Origin of the sequence: Curtobacterium sp. MCPF17_021 (genome assembly GCF_003234605.2) — a bacterium.
Taxonomy (GTDB): Bacteria; Actinomycetota; Actinomycetes; order Actinomycetales; family Microbacteriaceae; genus Curtobacterium; species Curtobacterium flaccumfaciens.
Genome location: NZ_CP126252.1, coordinates 2,506,210 through 2,527,642, shown reverse-complemented (window position 1 = coordinate 2,527,642; position 21,433 = coordinate 2,506,210). Strand labels below are relative to the sequence as shown.

Sequence of the window (21,433 nt, the reverse complement as noted above, 5' to 3'; positions counted from 1 at the left end):
GTTTTGACTGGCACCCACAAAGAACCACCCGGAACAGGTGTGGATGTCTACAGTGCGCCGCGTCTAATGAGCCCAGAGATCGTGCCAGGCGATACCGAAGCCCCGGAGGAGCATCGACCGCAGCACCGGCAGCGACATCCCGATCACGGCGGACGGTGCCCCGTCGATCCGCGTGATGTACGCCGCGGCCCGACCGTCGATGGTGAAGGCACCCGCCACCTCGAGCGGCTCGCCCGTCGCGACGTACGCGTCGATCTCGTCGACGGACACGTCGTCGGCGAAGGTCAGCACCGCGCTGTCGACCGCGACCACGCGGTCGCCGGCGGCGGCCAGCGCCGACCCGCCGGGCGGGACGTCACCCAGCTGCGGGACGCCGGCGGCGGACGTGACCAGGGACCGGACGGGAGGCACGGTGCGGGCCGGTGCCGCGCCTCCAGGCCGTCCCGTGGCCGGTTCCGGGTTCCGGTGCCGGTCGTCGCGTCGTCGATCGATCACGCAGTGTCCGCTCCACAAGGTCCCGCCGCCGGCGGCGAGCATCTGCCGCCAGCGCTCCCGGGCGACCGCGGGGTCGTGCGGCTTGCCGTACAGCTGTCCGTCGACCTCGAACGCGGAGTCGCCGCCGAACACCACTCCGTCGACCGGTGACCCGGCGACCACGGAGTCGGCGACTGCGGACGCCTTCGCGACGGCGAGGAGCGAGACGAGCTCCGGACCGGTCAGGTCGCGGCCGAGGGATGCCGCTGCTGCGGCGCCGACGGCGTCCTCGTCGACCCCGGGGGACACGAGCACGGGTTCGATCCCGGACTGGGCGAGCAGTGCTCGGCGGGCGGGGGATGTACTCGCGAGGTACAGACGCATGGGACCATCTCACCATGGGTGAATCCGTCGGCACGCTGCTCGAACTCGACGTCACCGGGATCGCCCACGGCGGCATCTCGGTGGCACGGCACGAAGGACGGGTGGTCTTCGTCTCGGACGCGATCCCCGGGGAGCGCGTCGTCGCCCGGGTGACCGAGGACCGCAAGAAGTCGTTCTGGCGCGCCGACACGGTCAGCGTCATCACGCCGAGCGAGCACCGCGTCGACCACGTCTGGCCCGAGGCCGCGCTCGAGCGTGACCCCGAGACGCGCCCGGGTGGTGCCGAGTTCGGTCACATCGCCCTCGCACACCAGCGCACGCTCAAGCACGACGTCCTCGTCGACTCGTTCGCGCGGTTCGCGCGGATGGACCTCGCCGAGGTGCTCGGCCACGACGTCGTCGTCGAGGCCGCGCCCGGCGACGACGCGGCGAACGGCCTCGGCTGGCGCACGCGCGTCCGGCTGCACGTCGACGAGCAGGGCACCGCCGGCCCGTTCGCGGCCCGCTCCCACTCCGTCATCCCGGTGACCGGCCTGCCGCTCGCGACCGCCGTCGTGCAGCAGAGCGCCCCGCTCGGCCGTGGTGCGCTGCCGGGGTCCTCGGTCATCGACGTCCTCGCACCGAGTGGCTCCGAGGGCGCGCGGCTCGTCATCGACGACCAGAAGCCCACCGTGGTGACCGAGGTCGTGGGGGAGCGCACGTTCCAGGTCGACGACAACGGGTTCTGGCAGGTGCACCGCGCCGCGGCGACCGTGCTCACCGAGGCCGTGCAGGACCTGGTCGACCGTGACCGACTCGACCCCGAGGGCACCCACCTGGACCTGTACGGCGGTGTCGGCCTGCTCGCCGCCGCCCTCGGCGACCTGGTCGGCCCGAAGGCGCGCATCACGAGCGTCGAGAGCGCCGCCCGTGCCACCGAGCACGCGCAGGAGAACCTGTCCGAATGGCTCGGCGCCCGCGCCGAGACCGGCCGCGTGGACCGCTGGCTGACGAACACGGTGGCCAACGCCTCGCGCGCCGAGAAGGACCGCTTCCGCGCCGGCACGGTCGTGCTCGACCCGCCCCGCGCCGGCGCCGGACGTGACGTGGTCGTGCAGATCGCCGCGCTCCAGCCGGAGCAGGTCGTCTACGTGGCGTGCGACCCGGTGGCGCTGGCCCGCGACGTCGCGACGTTCGCCGACCTCGGCTACCGGCTCGAAGCACTGCGGGCCTTCGACCTGTTCCCGCACACGCACCACTTGGAAGCCGTCGCACGCCTGGTCCCCAGGCGCTGAGGTCCGGGGGTCGCTCGACCGCGGTCCTTGCGTGTCGGGGTGTCCACCAATCGGCGGACCGGCCAGCGTGGCGCAGCGGAGAAGCCCCGCACCTGAGTCCGGGCTGGGTATCCTGGGTCGTTGATGGCACTCCGGTTTCAGGGGCCGGCGTCGCGCATCGGAACGAGAGGCCACTGTGGCAGCAGGAACGACAACCACCAGCACCGAGACGTCGGGGGCGGCCACCAGGCCGGTCCGGGTCGCGATCGTCGACGACCACGAGTCCGTCCGACTCGGGATCCAGGCGGCGTGCCAGAACGAGGGGTTCGAGGTGGTGCTCACCGCCGCCAGCGTCCCCGAGTACGTCCAGAACCTCGACGGGCGAGAGGTCGACGTCGTCGTCCTCGACCTGTCCCTCGGTGACGGTTCGACCGTGACCGAGAACGTCAAGGGCGTGCAGGGGACGGGATCGGCGGTGCTCGTGCACTCCATCGCGGACCGTGTCGCCAACGTGCGTGAGGCGCTCGCAGCAGGGGCTGCCGGCGTCATCCCGAAGTCCTCGGCCACCAAGACGGTGATGGCGGCGGTCGCCACCGTCGCACGCGGTGACGTGCTCAACAACCTCGAGTGGGCGAGTGCCATCGACGCCGACCGTGACTTCGCGAAGGCGCAGCTCGGCCGTCGCGAGCGCGAGATCCTGCACCTCTACGCCTCGGGTCTCCCGCTCAAGCTCGCCGCCCAGCAGCTCGGCATCGGCTACTCGACGGCCCGTGAGTACCTCGACCGGATCCGTGTGAAGTACGTCGAGGTCGGTCGCCCGGCCCCGACGAAGGTCGACCTGCTGCGTCGAGCCGTCGAGGACGGGATCCTCCCCGGGCTCGACTCGGGCATCGACCCCGACGGCGACGGTCGCTGACACGGATGGCGACCGCGGCTGAGTCGGCGCGGACGGTCGTCGAACCGGCGCCGTTCGGCGCCGATCCGGCGCGCAGCGTCCGTGCCTCGATCACGCAGGCGTCGGTCGAGCGCGCGTTCGCGATCCTCCTCGCGATGGCGGCGATCGGCCTCGGCATCGTCGACGCACCCGCGGTCCTGCAGCAGCTGCCGTACCTCGACCCGTTCTGGGGGCCGACGCTGATGCTCGCCCTCGCGGCGTCGTTCGTGTTCATCGGGGTCTCGGCCTTCGTGCAGCGGGTCGCGCAGCTGGCGCAGATCGTCTGCGCGCTGCTGTTCCTCGTCGTGCTCGTGACGTGGACGGCGACCGTGCAGGAGCCCATCCCGTCGGCGCAGCAGCCGTGGCCGTGGTGGTTCTGCACGGTCGGCTGCACGGCGGCGGCGATGGGCTTCGCCACGTGGCGTGCGACGGTCTACACGGCGCTCGTGCCGGCGGTCTACGTCGTCATCCGGCTCAGCCCGCTCGGCGGCGACGTCGGGGTCCTCGCGGTCCTGCTCGACGGCGTGTACACGGCGCTGCTCAGCGGTGCGGTGCTCGTCATCGCGGTGGTGCTGCGGCGTGCGGCCACGTCGGTCGACACGGCGCAGTCCACGGCGGTGCGGCGGTACTCGCTCGCCATCCGGGAACACGCGACCGAGGTCGAGCGGGTGCAGGTGGACGCCATCGTGCACGACAGCGTGCTCACGACGTTGCTCTCCGCCGCCCGTGCCGACACGCTCGAGGCCAAGACCCTCGCCGCGCGGATGGCCCGGAACGCGATCGACCACCTCGAGGCCGCCGCCACCGACGGTCCCGGTGACGTCGCGCCGGTCGCCCTCGGGGAACTCCGGGCACGCATCCGCGAGGGGGTCGGTGCGTTGCCCGCTCCGGTCCGCCTCGTCCCGACGCCGACCGGGTCGGTCCGCCTGCCCGCGTCGGTCGCCGACGCGCTGGCCTCGGCGGCGCTGCAGGCCGCGGTGAACAGCGTGCAGCACGCCGGCGACGCTGACGTCTCCCGCTGGGTCCGCATCGAGCAGCAGGGCCAAGGGGTGCTCGTCGAGGTCGGTGACGAGGGCCGCGGGTTCGACGTCGCGGCCATCCCCGCCGAACGGCTCGGTGTCCGCCGCTCCATCGTGGAGCGGGTCGCGACCGTCGACGGTCGCGCCGAGGTGCACACCGCCCCGGGCGAGGGCACCCGCATCGTGCTGACGTGGTCGCCGGCCGCGAGGACGACCGCATGAAGGTCTCCCTGCCGGCGAGCATCGCCCTCGGCCTGGCGTCGCTGTTCTCCCTCTACCACCTGGTCCTCGCCGCGGCCACGTTGCCGCGCGTCGACCAGGTCGCCCCGATCATCGCCTGCATGGTCCTGTACGCCGCGGCCACCGGCCTCGCACTGTTCGTCCCCGGCAGGGTCCTGCCGGTCTGGACGGCCTGCTTCTCCCTCGCCACCGCCATCGTGATGCCGGTGATCGCCGCCCCCGTCCTCGTCGATGGTCGTGGTCCGGGCTCCGCCACCTGGTGGATAGCGGCCATCGGCACGCTCATGGTGGTGCTCGTCGTGCGCGGCCGGGGCCCCTTCGCGTGGGCCGGCGTGCTGTTCCTGACCGTGTACACCGTCGCCTGGGCCGGCCTCGGCTCGCTCGGTGGGCTCGGCGTGGTCGGCAGCGTCGCCTGGGTCGCGATCGCCACGGTCTTCGCCGCCGCGATGAGCCGCGCCATCCGGAACACCCGGGAACTCGTCCTCGCCGAGCAGGAGACCGCCGACTGGCAGGCCGCGCAGGACGCCCACGTGTTCGAGCGGCAGTTCCGCCTGAGTCAGACCACCCGGATGGCCCTGCCGATGCTGCAGCGCATCATCGACTCCTGCGGCGACCTCGACGACGCCGACCGCGCCGAGTGCCTGCACCTCGAGCAGGCCATCCGCGACGAGATCCGGGGCCGGTCCCTGTTGTCCGACGACGTCCGCGACGAGGTGATGCGCCTGCGTCGCCGCGGAGCGACCGTCCAGCTGCACGACGACGGCGGGCTCGACGACCTGGACGCCCCGGACATCCGGCGCATCCACGCCCGTGTCGCCGAGGCGCTCCGGCAGGCCCGCGATGCCGACAACGTCATCGTACGGACGGTCGGCGAGGGCTCCGACTCCGCGGTGACCGTCGTCGGACTCCGCCTCGACGGCGCGGCCAGCGAGTCCGCGGCGCTCGGAGCGGGGATGGACGACGACGACGGGGACGAGGACGACTCCGTCGCGCTCTGGCTGGAGATCCCGCGGCACGAGCCCGCGTAGCGCGCGGCGCGCTCGGTACAGCGCGCGGCACGCGCGTCGCGACGATGCACCACGTGATCGACGCGTGGATCGTCGCGGACGTGGTGGGGACGCGGTGCGGACGCGCGTGGAGCGCCGGGCGTGCGGGCGGCGGTGGACGCGATGGGGGACAGCCGGGAGGCCCGTGGCGGCCCCGCCACGGGCCTCCCGGCCGTCACGTGGGTGCGCCGGGCTGGCGCGCGCACGGAAGCGACCATGTCGTTGTCGTACGACGTCGACGGTGTCGTTCCGCATCGCCCGCGCCAACCGCACCGACGCCCGCCCGCACGCGCCACACGCCCCGGAAACGGGGAACGGGCCGGTCGGATACCGACCGGCCCGTTCACGACCCGAGGCTGAGCGACAACCCGAATGTCGCCCTGCCTCGCAGCGGGCGGTGGCTTCGTACCCTAGTCGGCCACCGTCCTGCGATGTCTTTCGTTGAAGGACACCGAACACCAACTACTATGCCCACGCACGAGCTGCATGTCAGTCGTCATTATGGGGGACAATTCCGGCATTTCCGGTCCGTATCCGCTGAACGTGTCCCCCGAGTGAGGGGATGCCGACCGGGAAGTGCGCCCTGCAACCGTCCCGGCCGCCCGCGCACCAGGGGTACATCAGCGGAGCGATCGGCCCCAGGCGCCCGGTCCGTGATCGAGCGGGCGGCGGAGTCCGCGGGCCGCGGCGTCCCACCCGGTGCGGGGCTCGACGACCACGGCGGCGCGTCCGGCGGCAGCGGCCTCGTCGGCCTGGCGCTGCAGCACGGCCACGACGGCGGCGAGTTCCTCGGGCGTGGGGTCGCCGGAGACCACCCGGACGTCCGCCACTGAAGCGGGCTCGTCCGAGGGTACGGCTGCTGCGTGGCGACCCATCAGAGGGGGATGTTCCCGTGCTTCTTCGGGGGCAGCGTGGCGCGCTTGCCCCGCAACGACCGGAGGGCCTTGATGACCGACACGCGCGTGGCGTGCGGCTGGATGATGCCGTCGAGCTCACCGCGCTCGGCCGCCAGGTACGGCGACGCGACGTTGTACGTGTACTCGTTCGCGAGCTTCGTGCGGACCGCGGCGACGTCCTCGCCGGACTCCTCGGCGCGCTTGATCTCGGCGCGGTACAGGATGTTGACGGCACCCTGACCGCCCATGACGGCGATCTCGGCGGTCGGCCACGCCAGGTTGATGTCGGCGCCGAGCTGCTTGGAACCCATCACGATGTACGCGCCGCCGTAGGCCTTGCGGGTGATGACGGTGACGAGCGGGACGGTGGCCTCGGCGTAGGCGTACAGCAGCTTCGCGCCGCGGCGGATGACGCCGGTCCACTCCTGGTCGGTGCCGGGCAGGTAGCCGGGCACGTCCACCAGGGTCAGGATCGGGATGCCGAACGCGTCGCAGAACCGCACGAAGCGGGCGGCCTTCTCGCCGGCGTCGATGTTCAGCGTGCCGGCCATCGCCTGCGGCTGGTTCGCGATGATGCCGACCGTGCGGCCCTCGACCCGGCCGAAGCCGATCAGGATGTTCGGCGCGAAGAGCGGCTGGACCTCGAGGAACTCACCGTCGTCGACGATGTGCTCGATGATCGTGGTGACGTCGTACGGCTGGTTCGTCGAGTCCGGGATCACGAGGTCGAGCTCGTGGTCGGCGTCGGTGGTCTCGAGCTCCGGGGCGACGTCGTAGGCCGGCGGGTCGGACAGGTTGTTGTCCGGCAGGAACCCGATGAGCGAGCGCGCGTAGTCGAGCGCGTCGGTCTCGTCCTCGGCCAGGTAGTGGGCCACGCCGGAGACCGCGTTGTGCGTCTGGGCGCCGCCGAGCTCCTCGAAGCCGACGTCCTCGCCCGTGACGGTCTTGATGACGTCGGGGCCGGTGACGAACATGTGGCTGGTCTTGTCGACCATGATGACGAAGTCGGTCAGGGCGGGGGAGTACACCGCACCGCCGGCCGCCGGGCCCATCACGATGGACAGCTGCGGGATGACGCCGGAGGCCTGGGTGTTCAGGCGGAAGATCTCGCCGTACTTGCCGAGCGCGACGACGCCTTCCTGGATGCGGGCGCCGCCGGAGTCGAGGATGCCGATGATCGGCACGCCCGTCTTCAGCGCGTGCTGCATGACCTTGATGATCTTCTCGCCGGCGACCTCGCCGAGCGACCCGCCGAAGACCGTGAAGTCCTGCGCGTAGACGGCGACGTTGCGGCCGTGGATCGTGCCGACGCCGGTGACGACCGCGTCACCGTAGGGGCGCTTGGCGTCCATGCCGAACGACGTGGTGCGGTGCCGCACGAACTCGTCGAACTCCACGAAGGAGTTCTCGTCGAGCAGCTGCTCGATGCGTTCGCGCGCGGTGCCCTTGCCCTTCGCGTGCTGCTTGGCGATGGCGGATTCGCCCGCGGCGGTCACGGCCTCGTGGTACCGGTCGCGGAGGTCGGCCAGTCGGCCGGCCGTCGTCGACAGATCGGGGGTGTCTCCTGAAGTCACCCGCTCACCCTACCGGCGGGTGCCACGCTGCCGGTTGGAGGACCCCCACGGTTCCTGCCCGTACATTTGCGTGCATGTCCACATCCCCGTCGCCGTCGTTCCCCGCCACCAGCGAGGCTGTCCGGTCGGCGGGCGCGACGATCACCACCCCCGCCGAGACCGGGTCCACGAACGCGGACCTGCTCGCCGCCGCCCCCGGGCAGCAGCACGGCAGCGTCGTCGCGACCCTGCACCAGACCGCGGGCCGGGGTCGGCTCGACCGCACCTGGACCGCTCCGGCCGGTGAGACGCTGGCCGCCAGCGTGCTCGTCCGTGCGGACCTGGACGACCACGACCGCGGCTGGCTGCCGCTGGTCGCCGGGGCGGCGATGCGCGACGCGATCGCGTCGGCGCTCCCCGCCGGCGCGGACGTCGTCGTGAAGTGGCCGAACGACGTGCAGGTCGCCGGGGACAAGGTGTGCGGGATCCTCTGCCAGGTCGCCGCCGACGGCAGCGTCGTGGTCGGGGCCGGCGTGAACCTGACGATCCCGGCTGATCGGCTGCCCACCCCGACGTCCACCTCGCTCCTGCTCGCCGGCGCGGTCGACGACGCACCCGCCCTGGCCGACGCGGTCCTGTCCGCCTTCCTGCGGTCCGTCCTGGAGGCGGTGGCCGGCCTGGTCACCGGGGGTCCCGCCGCCGAGACGGTCCGGTCCCACGTCCGCGCCGCGTGCGGCACGATCGGTCGCCGCATCCGCCTCGAGCTGCCGGACGGCACCGTCGAGGAGGCCGACGCCACCGGCATCGACGACGCCGGTCGCATCACGATCCGGGACCAGGCGGGCGGCACCAGGGGCGTCGCGGTGGGGGACGTCACCCACCTGCGGTATGCATGACGGCATGACCGCCGAGCCCCCGCCCGAACGTGTCGTCGCACGCCTGCGACCACACGCCCGTCGGCTGGTGCGCCCGGCGGTGTTCGTCGTGCTCGTCACCGCGGCCGGCGGGTTCGGCTTCGGCGTGTTCCAGGCGCAGCTGGCGTGGCTGAACGCCGTCGTCGCGCTCGTCGTCGTGGTGCTCGTCGTGTTCGGCGGCGCCGTCCCGCTGTTCCGCTGGATGTCGGAGCGGTACGTCGTCACCACGCGTCGCCTGGTCGTGGTCAACGGACTCGGCACGCGGACCCGGCGGGAGCTCCTGCACTCCCGCGGCTACGACGTGACCGTGCGGCGCCGCGGGCTGCAGGGGCTGTTCCGCTCCGGCGACGTGCTCGTGTTCCCCGGCGACGACCCCGCCGTCGTCCTCGCCGACGTGCCGCACGCCGACCTCGTCGTCGCCGTCCTGCACGACCTGGTGGAGGCCTACGAGGCCAGACGCCGGCACCGTGAGCCGGACTGGGACGAGATCGTCGGCGGTCCGGACCGTCCGCCGTGGGGCGACGTGCGGGCCTGACCCGGCCGCTGTGACCGTCGCCGCGGGCGCCGCTGCGGGTGCCGTGATGAGAGTTCGGCGAGAAACCGGTACCTTCTTCGACGTGCGTATCTCTGTGATCGGCTGCGGCTACCTCGGTGCCGTGCACGCCGCCTCCATGGCCAAACTCGGACACGAGGTCGTCGCCGTGGACGTCGACCCCACCAAGATCGAGCGGCTCGCCGCGGGCGAGGCCCCCTTCTTCGAGCCCGGCCTGCCCGAGATCCTGACCGAGGCCCTCGAGTCCGGTCGGATCCGCTTCACCACCGACATGGCCGAGGTCGCCGGTGCCCGCGTGCACTTCCTCGCCGTCGGCACCCCGCAGGGCCCCACCGGTGCCGCGGACCTGACCTACGTCAACGCCGCCGTCGCCGCGCTCACCCCGCACCTGTCCGCCGGCGAGTTCGTCGTCGGCAAGTCGACGGTGCCCGTCGGCACCGCCGCACGCCTGGCCGCCGAGGTCAGCGAGGCCGTCCCCGGTGCCACGCTCGTCTGGAACCCCGAGTTCCTGCGTGAGGGCTTCGCCGTGCAGGACACCATCGCGCCGGACCGCTTCGTCTACGGCGTGCCGGACGGCGAGGCCGGCGAACAGGCCGTCGCCGCCCTCGACGAGGTCTACGCCGAGGCGCTGTCCACCGGCACGCCCCGACTCGTCGTCAACCTGCCCACCGCCGAGCTCGTGAAGATCAGCGCCAACGCGTTCCTCGCCACCAAGATCTCGTTCATCAACTCGATGGCCGAGATCGCCGAGGTCGCCGGTGCCGACGTGACGGCGCTCGCCGACGCGATCGGCCACGACGCCCGCATCGGCCGGAAGTTCCTGAACGCCGGCCTCGGCTTCGGTGGCGGTTGCCTGCCGAAGGACATCCGCGCGTTCCAGGCGCGGGCGAACGAGCTGGGCGTCGGGGAGTCCCTGGCGTTCCTCGCTGACGTCGACGCCACGAACCTGCGCCGTCGCGCGCACGTCGTCGAGCTGGCGCAGGAGCTGCTCGGCGGGGTCGTCAGCGGCAAGCGCGTCGCGGTGCTCGGCCTGGCCTTCAAGCCGAACTCCGACGACGTCCGCGACTCGCCGGCCCTGGACATCGCAGCCCGCCTGCAGGAACTCGGCGCCGTCGTCTCGGCGTACGACCCCGAGGCCGTCGTCACCGCACGCCGCGTGCACCCCGAGCTCGACTACGTCGAGAGTGCGGCCGAGGCGCTGGGCGGGGCGGAGCTCGTGCTCGTGCTCACCGAGTGGACCGAGTTCCGGGAGCTCGACGCCACCGCCGCTGCCGCACTCGTGGCGTCGCCGGTCGTCATCGACGGCCGCAACTGCCTCGATCGTGACGCGTGGACCGCCGCCGGCTTCACGTACCGCGGCATGGGGCGCTAGCCGCGACCGACAGGAGGCCCGGTGCCGGTCCGTGGGACCGGCACCGGGCCTCCGGTGTGTTCGCCGCGTCGTCAGCCGATGGCTGCGCGCAGCACCGCCCGGTAGCGCTCGCCGATCCGTTCGGTGGAGAACTCCGCCGCCGAGACGACGGCCTGCTCCTGGTATCGCGAGCGTGCTGCGTCGTCGGTGAGGACGCGCTGCAGTGCTGCGCGGAGCGCCGGGACGTCGCCCGGGGGCACGAGCACGCCGGACACGTCGTCCTGCACGACGTCCCGGATGCCCGGCAGGTCGCTCGCCACGATCGCGGCCCCGACCGCCGCGGCCTCGAGCAGGGTGACCGGCAGGCCTTCCTGGTCGCCGTTCGCCGCGGGGATCGACGGCACCGCGACGACGGTGGCCGACGCGAGGGTCTCGAGCACCTCGGTGCGGCCCCGCTGGCCCAGGAACGTCACCGGCAGACCCGCCGCCTGCTGCTCGAGCTGGGCGCGGTACGGGCCGTCGCCGACCACGGTGAGCCGCCAGGGCACGTCGTCGCCCAGGCCACGGAGTGCCTCGATCAGGTTGCCGAAGCCCTTCTTCTCGACCAGACGACCGACGGCGACGACGTGGTGCTCCTGCGGCGCGACGCGGGCACGGGTGTCGCGGGCCGGGCCGAGGTCGACACCCATCGGGATCACGGTCGCGCGCGACTCGGGGACGCCCCACTCGGTCAGGCGCTCGCGCATCTCGGAGTTCACGGTGGTGACGTGCGCCGACCGTCCGAAGATCCAGCGCTTGAGCCGGACGAGGGGAGCCGCGCGGAGCGCGTAGATGTCCCCGCCGTGGGTCGTCACGACGACGGGTACACCCGGGGCGGCCAGGGTCGCGACGAGGGCCTGCGGGATGGCCCAGTGCGCGTGGATGACGTCGGGCTTCGCGGAGCGCACCACGCGCCGCACGGCCAGGTACTGCGCGAGCACCAGCGCGGGCACCTGCACGATGCGGGAGCGCCGCTCCTTGAGGTTGTCGAGGATCGCGCCGTCGGCCAGGTCCTCGAAGCGACGCGGGAAGTACGGGTAGCGGCGCACCGCGACCTCGCCGATGCGCTCCTTCGCGGCACCGCCCGGCACGCGGGGGGTGAGCACGAGGGTGTCGAACTCGGTGGCCTCCTGGTGGGCGAGGTCGAGCACGAACGCCGGCACGCCGTCGTCCGGACGGGCCGGGAACGTCGAGCCCAGGACGAGCAAGCGGGGGCGGTCCTGGCGGGAGCGGGCGGAGCGAGTGGTGCGGGACATCGTGCCTTTCCGGGGCTGGCGGGGGACTGTCCGGTAGGCTCTCACCCCGTGCGCGTACTGATCCACAATAGCGATTCGCCCCACAACCGCGGGGACCGGGCGATCCTCGCCGGCAACGTCGAGCTCGTCCGTCGCCGGTGGCCGGACGCCGAGATCGTGTCCCTGTCCCAGTACCCCGAGCGGGACGCCGCGTGGTTCGGGATCCGGTTCCTGCCGGTCTCGCCGTACAGCACCGGCATCGGCGACCTGTTCGCCCTGCTCCGTGCCGCCCGCGGCGCCGACGTGGTGCTCTGGGGTGGCGGCGAGATCCTGAAGGACTACACGAACAAGCTCGGCCTCGTGTACTGGTTCGGCAAGATGCTGCTCGTCCGTGCGGTCAACAAAAACCTCGTCGGGGCGTTCCAGGGCATCGGCCCGACCACCGCCGGGGTCAGCAAGCGCCTGATCCGCGCCACCGTCGACCTGTGCAGCGCGTTCGCCGTCCGCGACGACGAGTCCCGCGAGAAGCTCCTGTCCTGGGGCGTGACGACGCCGATCGTGTCGTCCTTCGACCCCGCGGTCGTCGGGACGGTCACCCCGCCCGACGCGGACGTGCTCGAACGGCTCGAGCGCACCACCGGCCTGACCGCCGAGCAGCTCGAGGGCTCGATCGGCTTCGGCGTCCGTCGCTGGTTCCACTACAAGCGCAGCGGCTGGATCCCGTTCCGGTTCCTGCCGAAGCGCTTCCGCCAGACCGGTGTCGACAGCGACAAGCTCGTGACCTACCGGCAGGCCGTCGCCGACCTCGCCGACCGTGTGATCGACCGCTGGGACGCCGACGTGGTGTTCTACCCGATGCACATGGAGGCGTCCGAGGGTGACGCCGCCTTCGCCCGCGAGGTCATCGCCCTGATGCGGCACGCCGACCGCACCCACGTGGTCGAGGCCGACGAGTTCTCGCCGTCCGAGTACGCCGGGCTGATGTCGCGCAGCCGCCTGTTCCTGGCGAGCCGCCTGCACTCGGCGATCGTCGCGACGATCGCCGGGGTCCCCGCCGCGGTGCTCTACTACGTCGACAAGGGCCGGCTGTTCTTCGAGCAGATGGGCCAGCAGGCGTACTCGAAGCCGATCGAGGCCGCGCTCGAGTCCACCTTCGTCGACGACGTGACGGCGCAGCTCGAGGCGCTCGACGCGGACCGCGAGGCGGTCCGCACGCAGCTCGCCGCGGGTGTGTCCCGGATGGCGACCGCCCTCGACGCCGACTTCGCCGAGGCGACGCGCGACGTCCGCTGACACCGTGCGCTGACACTGCGGGCGCGAACGCGCGCCCGTGACGGACAGGAGGCCCGTGGCGACACCGCCACGGGCCTCCTGTCCGTTCGTGGTGGCCGAGCGCCGGGGGCGCGCCCTAGGCTGACGACGTGACCGAGCGCCGACCCCTCACCATCACCGGCGGCGTCACCGCAGCCATCGGCGGAGCCGTCTCCGGAACCGGCGCGCTGATCCTCACCGTGTCCGCCGCGACCGGCGGGAGCTTCCCGTTCGGTGCGGCGTTCCTCGTCTTCGCGGGTGGGCCGTTCCTGCTCGTCGGCGCGGTGCTGCTCGCCGTCGCCTGGTGGCAGGGCCGTCGGTCGCAGCGACGTCCCTGACGGGCGTCAGCTCGCCCGGGAGGCGAAGCGCTTCAGGTACGTGATGTCGTTGCGGTAGACGTCCTGGTCGCCGGGAAGGGTGCCGCTGGCCGCCCACTGCCAGAAGGTCCACTTCGACCAGCTGCGTCCGAGCGTGCCGGGGGTGGTGAAGTTCTGCACCGGGTAGATCGCGACGAACAACGGGTTCTTCGAGAACTGGTTGCTGTTGTTCGTGCAGCGCTTCCACCAGTCGGTCGTGGTGTAGATCGCGGGGTACCGACCCGTCTTGGCGACGACGGTCCGGTTGAAGTCCTTGATCCAGGTGCGCATCGCGCCCCACGACTTGCCGTAGCAGGTGCCCTGGGCGGCGCTGCCGTACTCGATGTCGAGCAGCGGCGGCAGGGTCTTGCCGTCCTTGCTCCACTGGCCGCCGTGGGCGAAGAAGTAGTTCGCGGTCGCGGCGCCGCTCGCCTGGCTCGGCTGGGCGTACACGTAGCCGCCGCGGTACAGGTTGCGCTGCTTGGCGGTGGCGTACTGCTGCTTGTAGGTGGAGCTGACGTACGAGGTGCCCTCGGTCGCCTTCACGTACACGAACCGGGCGCCGTTGCGGTACGCCTGCAGGAAGTTGACGCTCGGCTGCCAGGCGCTGATGTCGAAGCCCTGCACCCGGCCGGGGGGTGGCCCGCCGGCGGTGGCGGCAGCGGCCGACGAGCTGAGGGACTGTGCGCTCACCCCGCCGCCCGAGGTCGCGTCGGGCGAGGCCGTCACGTGGGTCTCACCGGCGTGGGCGGCGATGCCGGCGCCCATGGTGTGGTTGCCGGTGCGGTCCATCTCGGCGATGGAGAGCTGCTGGGCTGCCGTGCTGGCGGCGGGGGCCGGTGTCGCTGCGGGGTCGGTCGCGGTCGCGCCGACCGCCGGGCCGCTGCCGAAGGTGATGGCCCCGGCGACGGCGGCAGCGGTGCCGAGTCCGAGGAGTCTGCTGATCGGTGCGCGCATGTGGTCTCGTCTTCCCTGTCGAGATGCCGTGGGCCTGATCTCCCACGCCGCGGTCCGAGCGATGCTACCCGGACTCGGCGACACCTGTCCGTGAGACGCACCCGGGCGGTGTCCGCTGCGGTGTCCGCTTTCGGGGTCAGCGGGCGGTGCGGGTGCCCTCGTCGTCCGTCTCGACCTCGGGCAGGCGCCCGCGCGAGGAGACCTCGCGGGTGGCGTGCTTCTGCCGGCGGTTCAGGAAGTTGCGCTCCACGAGCCACCACATCCCGACGCAGATCGCCAGGGTGATCGGGATCACCACGAAGACCATCATCAGGAACTGCCACTTCGGGTACAGGCCCATCGGCAGGAGCAGCAGGTTGCCGAGTCCGAGCAACGGGCTGTGGAAGAGGTAGATCGTGTACGACACGAGGCCGGCGAGCACGAACGGCTTCCACGCGAAGAAGCGTGCGAGCCAGGTGTGCTGCCCGGTGACCGCCTTGCGGCCCATCCAGGTCAGCAGGATGCCGGCGAAGATGCCGAGGACGACCTCGGACGGCCAGGTCTGGTGCTGCCAGTAGTCGCGGTTGCGGAAGAAGACGAGGAGCATGCCGACGAACATCGCGGCCACGAACACGCCGCTCTGCCACCGCGGACCGCCGAGCTTCGAGGCGTTCAGCTTGCCGGTCAGGTGCTCGTCACGGGCCTTGACGGTGAGCTCGGCGGCGAGCATGCCGACCGCGAAGAGGCCGACGAACCACGGGTGCATCCACGAGTAACGGCTCTCGGCGCCCATCCACATGCCGATGAGGACCAGCGAGGACGCGGTCGCCCACCCGCCGAAGACCTTCCAGAGCGGCAGGATCAGCAGCGGCATGAGGAAGTAGATCTGCCACTCGACGGCGACCGTCCACATCGGGCCGTTGATCTTGCCGATGTACTGCGGGAAGAAGTCGTGCACCAGGAAGAAGTGCGTGAGGAACGTGCCCCAGCCCATCGGCAGCTTCGTGTCCCACTGGGTGCCGCCGGGCTGCCCCATCACCGGGACGAACAGGATGATGAGCGCGAAGACGACGAGCGACGCCCAGTACGGCGGGATGATCCGTCGGGCGCGGCGCCAGATGAACTTCCAGAAGCCACCGGGCAACCGGTAGCGGTCGAACCGGGTCACGACGGGCAGCATCAGGACGTAGCCGGACAGGACGATGAACAGCGGGACGCCGAGGTAGCCCCACCCGATGAACGGTCGGAGCCACGGCAGTTCGGTCGGCCCGGTGCCGGTCGTCCCGGTGAAGAGGTACGCGTGGTAGAACACCACGGCCAGGGCGGCGAGACCGCGGAGCCCGTCCAGGTACGGGAACTCGAGCCGGCCCCCTGCGCGGGGAGCGGCCGCCGTCGGTTCGGCTGCGGATTCGGCTGCGCGGGTTTCGGTGGCCAACGAACGTCCTCGAGGTGGTCGGAGCGGGGTCCCCGGCAGTCTCCCACACGCCGAGCGGGGCCCGCGATCCGCCTCGGTGCGGTCCGACAAGCGAACGGATGTCATGATGAAGCACGTGACCGTGACGACGACCGCAGCACCGCAGAGCACCCACGAGCCCGCACGACGGCGTTCGGGGGCGGGTGCGCGACGGTACCGGCACGTCGTCGCACCCCTGATCCTCGGCGTCCTCGTGGTGATCGGGGTCGCCCTGAGCGCCGCCGTGGCGTACCACAACCGCCTCGGCGTGACGAACGTCGACGGCATCTCCTACATGGGCATCGCGCGCGAGTACGCGAACGGCTGGCTGCCCGACGCGATCAACGCGTACTGGTCGCCGCTGGTCTCGTGGATGATGGCGCCGTTCATCGCCCTCGGCCTCGGCATGCAGACGGCCTTCGCGATCGTGAACTGCTTCGCCGTGGCCGTCGTGCTCGGCATCGGCGGGTGGCTCGTCTGGTCGCAGAACCACCGCATCGTCCCCGCCGTGCTCTTCATGGTCACCGCGATTCCCGCCCTGATGAGCGCCGTGTCGGTGCAGACCCCGGACCTGCTCGTCGTCGCGTGGATCGTCGGGTTCCTCTGGGCACTCCGGTGGGCCGACCAGGCACTGCACGGTTCGACGCGTGCGCGGGTCGCCTCCGGCGCGGTGCTCGGCGTCGTGGCCGCGCTCGGGTACTTCACCAAGCTCTTCCTGCTGCCCGTGGCCGTCGGCGCCGTGATCCTCTGGCTGCTGCTGCGCGTCTGGTCCGCCCGCCGCCGCCGCGAGCCCGTCCGGCACTGGTGGACGGCCCCGGTGGCCACGATCGTCGTGTTCGCCGTCGTCATCGCCCCGTGGGTCGGCGCACTGACCCTCAAGTACGGCACGGTGACGCTCGGATCGTCGCTGTCGGTCAACATCGGTTCGAAGTTCGACGACGGCGGCCGTGCCACGGACTGGCCGTTCCTGCCGGTCCCGCCCAACGACCACGCCTTCTCGCCCAACGAGGACTTCACCCCGTCGGTCTACAAGCAGGGCCCGATGGACAACCCGGACCCCGCCGTGGTACCGCCGCCCACGCAGTCGACCACCGAGGACACCGCGCCGAAGGTCACGAAGGAGTCGGGCATCGCGGCCCGCGCCGGGTACTACCTGCACGAGCGCATGCTCGCCCTGCCGTACTACCTGCAGAAGATCAGCACCTTCGCCCCGTTCGCGGCACCCATCGCCCTGCTCTTCGCGGCCGCCCTCGTCATCGGTGTCGTGCGGTTCCGCCGCTACGCGTTCACCTGCATCGTCGCGGCGACGACGCTGGTGTACTTCGTCGGCTACGGCATGATCACCTCGTCGTCGAGCGGCGGCGGCAACGCCCGGTACTACTGGCCGCTGTTCTACCTGACGGCGATGATCGGGGCGCTCATGCTGCCGGCCGTCTGGCGGCTGGTGCGCCGTCGGGGCGTGGTCCGCACGATCGTGGCGTGCGTCGCGATCGCCGTGGTGCCGATCGCCTCGTACACGCAGAACTGGTTCGGGTCCCCGGCGCCGTTCTACCCGTCGGTCAACCGCACCGAGGCGCTGCGCGTCTTCGGGCCGACCGATGTGCCGGAGATCGTCCGGCTCGCCGACCAGATCCGGGCGAGCGGCGCGCTGCCCGAGGACGCCACCGTCATCGGCTCGAACTACCGCTCGCTCTCCTCGCTCGCGTTCCTGACCGACACGCGTGTGTACGGTCGCTCAGGTCAGGGCTACACGTACCACTCGGACGCGATGCGCAACCTGTTCATCGACGAGGGCGTGCAGTACTTCGTGCAGTTCGACCCGGCGACCGCCCCGGCCCGCGACTACTCGGTGGCCGGCAAGCTGGTCGGCACGTACAACGCGACGATCTCGTGCAGCGCGGACCGCTCCACCGACCCGGAGATCCCCTGCCGCGTGCAGATCGTCAAGCTCGCCCGGTGACGCTCGACCGGTGACGTCCCCGGCACCCGCTCCCTGCGGCAGCACCGCAGGGAGCGGCCCGCCCCAGCGTCTACCATGACCTGAGCCCGTGACCTGAGCAGGAGACCCGTTTGTCCGCAAGCACCAGCGACACCCCCGCGCCCGAGGGGAAGCGTCCGTCGAAGCGACGACGGTTCCTCGGCAAGGCGATCCCCATCGCCTTCTACGTCCTGCTCGCGGTGTTCCTCGTGCTGTACGTCCGGAGCGTCGACTGGGGACAGCTCGCCGGGCTCGACTGGCAGTGGTCGTGGGTGATCCTCGCGACGGTGATCAGCCTCGGCTTCCGGTACTGGGGCGTCGGCATCTGGTTCTACCTGCTGCGACGGCTCGGCGCGACCGGGCTCAAGGGCAGCGGCGTCACCCTGACCTACGTGTACGCGAAGTCCTGGATGGGCCGCTACATCCCCGGTGCCGCGACCTGGATCATCGGCAAGGTCTACTTCGCCTCGAAGCACGGCGTCTCGAAGGCCCGCCTCGGCGTCAGCGGCCTGCTGGAAGGTGCGCTGCAGATCGCCGCCACCCTGGCCCTGGCGCTCGTGCTGCTGCTCATCGACCCGCGGACGCACAACCTCGACCCGTGGCTCATCGTCCTGATGATCGCGGCGTTCGTGGGCTGCGTCGTCTGCCTGATCCCGCGCGTGTTCGTGTTCCTGATCGGGATCGCGCTGAAGATCCTGCGTCGCAAGCCGCTCGAGGCCGACGTCCGTCCGAACCTCGGCACGGTCCTCGGCGGAGCCGGGCTCTACGTCGCGGGTGCGGTGTTGTCCGGCACGGCGTACTACTTCATCACCCTCGGCGTGTACCCGTCGCTGAAGCTCACCGACGCGGCCTTCGTGATCGGTGCCGCGAGCATGGCCTCGGCGATCAGCATGCTGGCCGTCTTCGCCCCCGGCGGGCTCGGCGTCCGCGAGGGCGTGCAGGCCCTCCTGCTCGCGCTCGTCATGCCGGCGCCCATCGCACTGGTCGTGGTCGTCGTCACCCGTGTCTGGAGCCTCGCGGTCGACGGACTCTTCCTGCTCTGCGCCGCGGCCCCGACGTGGTTCCGGCGCAACCGCCCGACCGACGACCCCTCCGCGGTCGAGGGCGGCGTCCCCGCCGCCTGACGCGCGTCGCGCGCGTCGCTTCGTGAGCAGCAATGGTCGGGTCCGGATGACGGACCCGACCATTCCTGCTCACGGAGTGGGGCACCGGTCGCGCGTGACGACGGACGGGAGGCCCGTGCCAGCTGGCACCGGGCCTCCCGTCCGTCTCGTGGGTGCGCCCACCGCACGCCGCGCGCCGTCCGCCGAGGGGTCACGAAGTGTCGTCTGCGGCCTCGCCTGCCGACAGTTCGCGACCCCTCGGCGCCGCCTGCGGCACGTCGTGCCACCGCGGCGCTCCGCAGCCGGGCGTGTCAGCGGACGGGAACCGTCGTCGCCAGGGTCCGACGGTCGGCGCGCGCGACCTGCACGACCGACGCGACGAGCCCCACCGCGACCAGGGCCACGACGACGACGAGCACCGCGGGTGGCACCGGCCCGATCTCGGAGTACCGCAGCAGCCCGCGGCCGGTCACCGGGAACAGCGCCGCGTTCCAGAACCAGGCCGACGCCACCGCGAAGCCGTACACGCCCACCGCGGGCAGCACGACGGCCAGCGCCACCGCGGCCCAGGTGCGTGCCCGGCCGGCCGGCACCAGTCGTCGCCACGCGAGCGCGCTCAGCACGATCAGGCAGACGATCGCGGGGAAGTAGTACCGGCCCTGGGTGGCGGCGACCTCGGTGGTGGTGAGGTACGAGTGCGCGCTCGTGCGGTTCTGGATGCCGATCAGGAGCGCCGGGAACACCGCGAGGCACAGGGCCACCCGCAGGTCCGGGCCCCGGCGGAACGCCCAGCCGACGAGCACCACGAGGGCGACGAGGGTCAGGACGGCGGTGAACAGGTCGCCGATGGTCACCTGGGCCCGACCGCCGAAGCTGCCCCAGAACGTGCGCGACAGGGTGCCCCAGCTGACGTCGAGGAAGTGTCCGAGCGTGGGGCTCTCGCCCGGCGGGAAGTCCTTCGGGGGCCGCATGGCCGTGTAGCCGTTCGGCTGGATCCGGCCGTACGACACGAGGTTGTGCAGCCACCACCAGGCACCGATGCCTCCGGAGACCGCCATCGTGACGACCGTGCGGACGATCCGTTGCCGCAGGGACAGCACCCCGGCGCCGGCGAACAGCACCACCACCGCGACGAACGGCACCGCCGGCAACCCGGTGCCCTTGATCCAGACCAGGGCCCCGAGCACGACAGCCAGTGCGATCGTGGTGCGCCAGCGGGTGTCGCCGGTGAGCAGACGGGTGGCGAGCCAGACGACGATCCCGGCGACGAGCAGCACCGGGGCGTCGTTCGAGAACGACGAGCCGATCGACGCGAGCTCGGGCGTCGCGAACACGGCGAGGGCCCCGATCAGCGCGGCGCGTGGGCTGCGGGTCACCCGGCGCACCGATGCCCAGGCGAGCAGGGGGAGCGCGGTGACGGCCAGCACGTCGGCCAGGCGGAGGGCGATGAACGCGTGGTCCCAGCGGAGCTCGCCGAAGTCGACGGCCCGGAGCACGGCGGCTCCGGCCAGGTAGGCGGTCGGCGGGTGCTGGGTCATCTGGTTGACCGTCGCCGAGGGTCCTGGTGCGTTCTGCAGCAGCTCGCTCACCGTCGACCACTCGTCGGACGGCTTCGTCGCCTGCTCGACCTTCGCGGCCTGCACGGCGTTGGTGACGTGCAGCTCGCCGGGGGCAGCCCAGGCGTCACCGAGGGCGACGTGCACGGCGGCGTCGATGTGCGCGGTCTCGTCGGGGGCCTCGAACACCGGGACGAGCAACGCCCACGCCACCAGCCAGAGCCCGAAGGTCGCCGTGATCACCGCGATCGCGACACGTTCCCAGCGCGCGGTGCGGGGTGGGGCGGGGATGGTGGTCGTCTCGGCCGTCACCCCACCGATCCTAGGTCAGACGTCGTGGGGGACCCGCGGGCCGTCGGACACCGACTCGTCCGCGGCGGCCGGCTGCGTGGCCGTGCGCTCGGGGTGGTAGACCCAGACCTTGTAGAGCCAGAACCGGAAGACCGTGCCGAGCACGAGCCCGATGATGTTCGCGACGTTGTCGGCGAGCACCGAGGTGAGCCCCATCGCGTAGTGCGACACCCCGAGGCAGGCGAGCGCGATGACCATGCCGCCGAGCGACACGACGACGAACTCGATGCCCTCGCGGGTGGCCACGGCGCGACGCTGCTCGCGGAACGTCCAGTACCGGTTGCCCATCCAGTTCACGAAGATCGCCACGACGGTGGAGATGACCTTCGCCCAGAACGGCCCCGAGTGGACGTCCTCGGGGTTCAGGACGGTGATGCGCAGCACGTTGAACACCGTGGTGTCCACGACGAAGCCGACGGCACCGACGACGCCGAAGCGTGCCAGCTGGGCGATGAGGCGCCGCACGAGCCCTCCAGGATCCGTAGAGTTGTGACCGGT

The 21,433-nt window shown here is 71.8% G+C and carries 19 protein-coding genes; 11 read left to right on the top strand and 8 right to left on the bottom strand.

Going from position 1 to position 21,433, the window contains the following annotated elements:
• Positions 1-63: 63 nt before the first annotated feature.
• Positions 64-858 carry a Maf family protein gene (locus DEJ29_RS11815; protein ID WP_111095376.1) on the bottom strand — a complete coding sequence of 265 codons (795 nt, stop codon included), beginning with the start codon at positions 856-858 and terminating at the stop codon, positions 64-66.
• A gap of 14 nt (positions 859-872) precedes the next feature.
• Between DEJ29_RS11815 and DEJ29_RS11810 the strand changes: the two genes are divergently transcribed.
• The 4 genes from DEJ29_RS11810 to DEJ29_RS11795 all read left to right on the top strand — a co-directional run bounded on the left by DEJ29_RS11810 (position 873) and on the right by DEJ29_RS11795 (position 5,332).
• The gene (locus tag DEJ29_RS11810; protein ID WP_111095377.1) at positions 873-2,132 is read left to right on the top strand and encodes a class I SAM-dependent RNA methyltransferase; all 1,260 of its coding nucleotides are present in this window, start codon (positions 873-875) and stop codon (positions 2,130-2,132) included.
• Positions 2,133-2,307: 175 nt separating this feature from the next.
• Positions 2,308-3,027 (top strand): response regulator transcription factor, encoded by a 720-nt coding sequence (locus DEJ29_RS11805; RefSeq protein WP_017888757.1) that lies wholly within the window; start codon positions 2,308-2,310, stop codon positions 3,025-3,027.
• Between the two features lie 5 nt (positions 3,028-3,032).
• Positions 3,033-4,286 (top strand): sensor histidine kinase, encoded by a 1,254-nt coding sequence (locus tag DEJ29_RS11800; protein ID WP_110863330.1) that lies wholly within the window; start codon positions 3,033-3,035, stop codon positions 4,284-4,286.
• The gene (locus tag DEJ29_RS11795) at positions 4,283-5,332 is read left to right on the top strand and encodes a DUF8320 family protein (RefSeq protein WP_071406459.1); all 1,050 of its coding nucleotides are present in this window, start codon (positions 4,283-4,285) and stop codon (positions 5,330-5,332) included. The genes DEJ29_RS11800 and DEJ29_RS11795 overlap by 4 nt, the downstream gene beginning before the upstream one ends.
• 638 nt (positions 5,333-5,970) lie before the next feature.
• Here DEJ29_RS11795 and DEJ29_RS11790 read toward each other — a convergent pair.
• Positions 5,971-6,180, bottom strand: coding sequence for an acyl-CoA carboxylase subunit epsilon (locus DEJ29_RS11790; protein WP_258366690.1), 210 nt, complete (start codon positions 6,178-6,180; stop codon positions 5,971-5,973).
• Between the two features lie 44 nt (positions 6,181-6,224).
• A complete protein-coding gene (locus tag DEJ29_RS11785; RefSeq protein WP_071406413.1) occupies positions 6,225-7,820 on the bottom strand; it encodes an acyl-CoA carboxylase subunit beta in 1,596 nt (531 codons plus the stop codon).
• A gap of 74 nt (positions 7,821-7,894) precedes the next feature.
• Between DEJ29_RS11785 and DEJ29_RS11780 the strand changes: the two genes are divergently transcribed.
• The 3 genes from DEJ29_RS11780 to DEJ29_RS11770 all read left to right on the top strand — a co-directional run bounded on the left by DEJ29_RS11780 (position 7,895) and on the right by DEJ29_RS11770 (position 10,638).
• Positions 7,895-8,695 (top strand): biotin--[acetyl-CoA-carboxylase] ligase, encoded by an 801-nt coding sequence (locus DEJ29_RS11780; RefSeq protein WP_111095378.1) that lies wholly within the window; start codon positions 7,895-7,897, stop codon positions 8,693-8,695.
• A 4-nt stretch (positions 8,696-8,699) separates the two neighbouring features.
• Positions 8,700-9,248, top strand: a complete 549-nt coding sequence (locus DEJ29_RS11775) for a PH domain-containing protein (protein WP_071244247.1) — start codon at positions 8,700-8,702, stop codon at positions 9,246-9,248.
• A gap of 82 nt (positions 9,249-9,330) precedes the next feature.
• The gene (locus DEJ29_RS11770) at positions 9,331-10,638 is read left to right on the top strand and encodes a UDP-glucose dehydrogenase family protein (protein ID WP_071406414.1); all 1,308 of its coding nucleotides are present in this window, start codon (positions 9,331-9,333) and stop codon (positions 10,636-10,638) included.
• Positions 10,639-10,709: 71 nt separating this feature from the next.
• Here DEJ29_RS11770 and DEJ29_RS11765 read toward each other — a convergent pair whose 3' ends face one another.
• Positions 10,710-11,912, bottom strand: coding sequence for a glycosyltransferase (locus DEJ29_RS11765; protein ID WP_146248364.1), 1,203 nt, complete (start codon positions 11,910-11,912; stop codon positions 10,710-10,712).
• 48 nt (positions 11,913-11,960) lie between these two features.
• Here DEJ29_RS11765 and DEJ29_RS11760 point away from each other — a divergent pair, with 48 nt between their 5' ends.
• Both DEJ29_RS11760 and DEJ29_RS11755 read left to right on the top strand, forming a co-directional pair.
• On the top strand, positions 11,961-13,184 hold the full coding sequence (locus DEJ29_RS11760) for a polysaccharide pyruvyl transferase family protein (protein ID WP_181438230.1): 1,224 nt from the start codon (positions 11,961-11,963) through the stop codon (positions 13,182-13,184).
• Between the two features lie 128 nt (positions 13,185-13,312).
• The gene (locus tag DEJ29_RS11755) at positions 13,313-13,540 is read left to right on the top strand and encodes a hypothetical protein (RefSeq protein WP_111095380.1); all 228 of its coding nucleotides are present in this window, start codon (positions 13,313-13,315) and stop codon (positions 13,538-13,540) included.
• A 6-nt stretch (positions 13,541-13,546) separates the two neighbouring features.
• On the opposite strand, the gene DEJ29_RS11750 is transcribed toward DEJ29_RS11755, so the two are convergent.
• Together DEJ29_RS11750 and DEJ29_RS11745 are read right to left on the bottom strand one after the other, a co-directional pair.
• A complete protein-coding gene (locus DEJ29_RS11750; RefSeq protein WP_111095381.1) occupies positions 13,547-14,515 on the bottom strand; it encodes a GH25 family lysozyme in 969 nt (322 codons plus the stop codon).
• Positions 14,516-14,651: 136 nt separating this feature from the next.
• Complete coding sequence (locus tag DEJ29_RS11745) at positions 14,652-15,929, bottom strand: acyltransferase family protein (protein WP_181438231.1); 1,278 nt, start codon at positions 15,927-15,929, stop codon at positions 14,652-14,654.
• A 106-nt stretch (positions 15,930-16,035) separates the two neighbouring features.
• Between DEJ29_RS11745 and DEJ29_RS11740 the strand changes: the two genes are divergently transcribed.
• Together DEJ29_RS11740 and DEJ29_RS11735 are read left to right on the top strand one after the other, a co-directional pair.
• Positions 16,036-17,907 carry an ArnT family glycosyltransferase gene (locus DEJ29_RS11740; protein ID WP_111233383.1) on the top strand — a complete coding sequence of 624 codons (1,872 nt, stop codon included), beginning with the start codon at positions 16,036-16,038 and terminating at the stop codon, positions 17,905-17,907.
• 110 nt (positions 17,908-18,017) lie between these two features.
• Positions 18,018-19,049, top strand: a complete 1,032-nt coding sequence (locus DEJ29_RS11735; RefSeq protein WP_111029461.1) for a lysylphosphatidylglycerol synthase domain-containing protein — start codon at positions 18,018-18,020, stop codon at positions 19,047-19,049.
• A 290-nt stretch (positions 19,050-19,339) separates the two neighbouring features.
• Here DEJ29_RS11735 and DEJ29_RS11730 read toward each other — a convergent pair whose 3' ends face one another.
• Together DEJ29_RS11730 and DEJ29_RS11725 are read right to left on the bottom strand one after the other, a co-directional pair.
• Positions 19,340-20,896: a DUF2142 domain-containing protein gene (locus tag DEJ29_RS11730; protein ID WP_111095383.1), complete on the bottom strand. Its 1,557-nt coding sequence runs from the start codon at positions 20,894-20,896 to the stop codon at positions 19,340-19,342.
• 15 nt (positions 20,897-20,911) lie between these two features.
• Positions 20,912-21,400 carry a GtrA family protein gene (locus DEJ29_RS11725; protein ID WP_071406423.1) on the bottom strand — a complete coding sequence of 163 codons (489 nt, stop codon included), beginning with the start codon at positions 21,398-21,400 and terminating at the stop codon, positions 20,912-20,914.
• Positions 21,401-21,433: the final 33 nt, after the last annotated feature.

Coding starts and splice junctions, on each gene's coding strand:
- DEJ29_RS11815 (WP_111095376.1), bottom strand. CDS start 858: ATGCGTCTGTACCTCGCGAGTACATCCCCCGCCCGCCGAGCACTGCTC.
- DEJ29_RS11810 (WP_111095377.1), top strand. CDS start 873: ATGGGTGAATCCGTCGGCACGCTGCTCGAACTCGACGTCACCGGGATC.
- DEJ29_RS11800 (WP_110863330.1), top strand. CDS start 3,033: ATGGCGACCGCGGCTGAGTCGGCGCGGACGGTCGTCGAACCGGCGCCG.
- DEJ29_RS11795 (WP_071406459.1), top strand. CDS start 4,283: ATGAAGGTCTCCCTGCCGGCGAGCATCGCCCTCGGCCTGGCGTCGCTG.
- DEJ29_RS11780 (WP_111095378.1), top strand. CDS start 7,895: ATGTCCACATCCCCGTCGCCGTCGTTCCCCGCCACCAGCGAGGCTGTC.
- DEJ29_RS11775 (WP_071244247.1), top strand. CDS start 8,700: ATGACCGCCGAGCCCCCGCCCGAACGTGTCGTCGCACGCCTGCGACCA.
- DEJ29_RS11765 (WP_146248364.1), bottom strand. CDS start 11,912: ATGTCCCGCACCACTCGCTCCGCCCGCTCCCGCCAGGACCGCCCCCGC.
- DEJ29_RS11750 (WP_111095381.1), bottom strand. CDS start 14,515: ATGCGCGCACCGATCAGCAGACTCCTCGGACTCGGCACCGCTGCCGCC.
- DEJ29_RS11740 (WP_111233383.1), top strand. CDS start 16,036: ATGAAGCACGTGACCGTGACGACGACCGCAGCACCGCAGAGCACCCAC.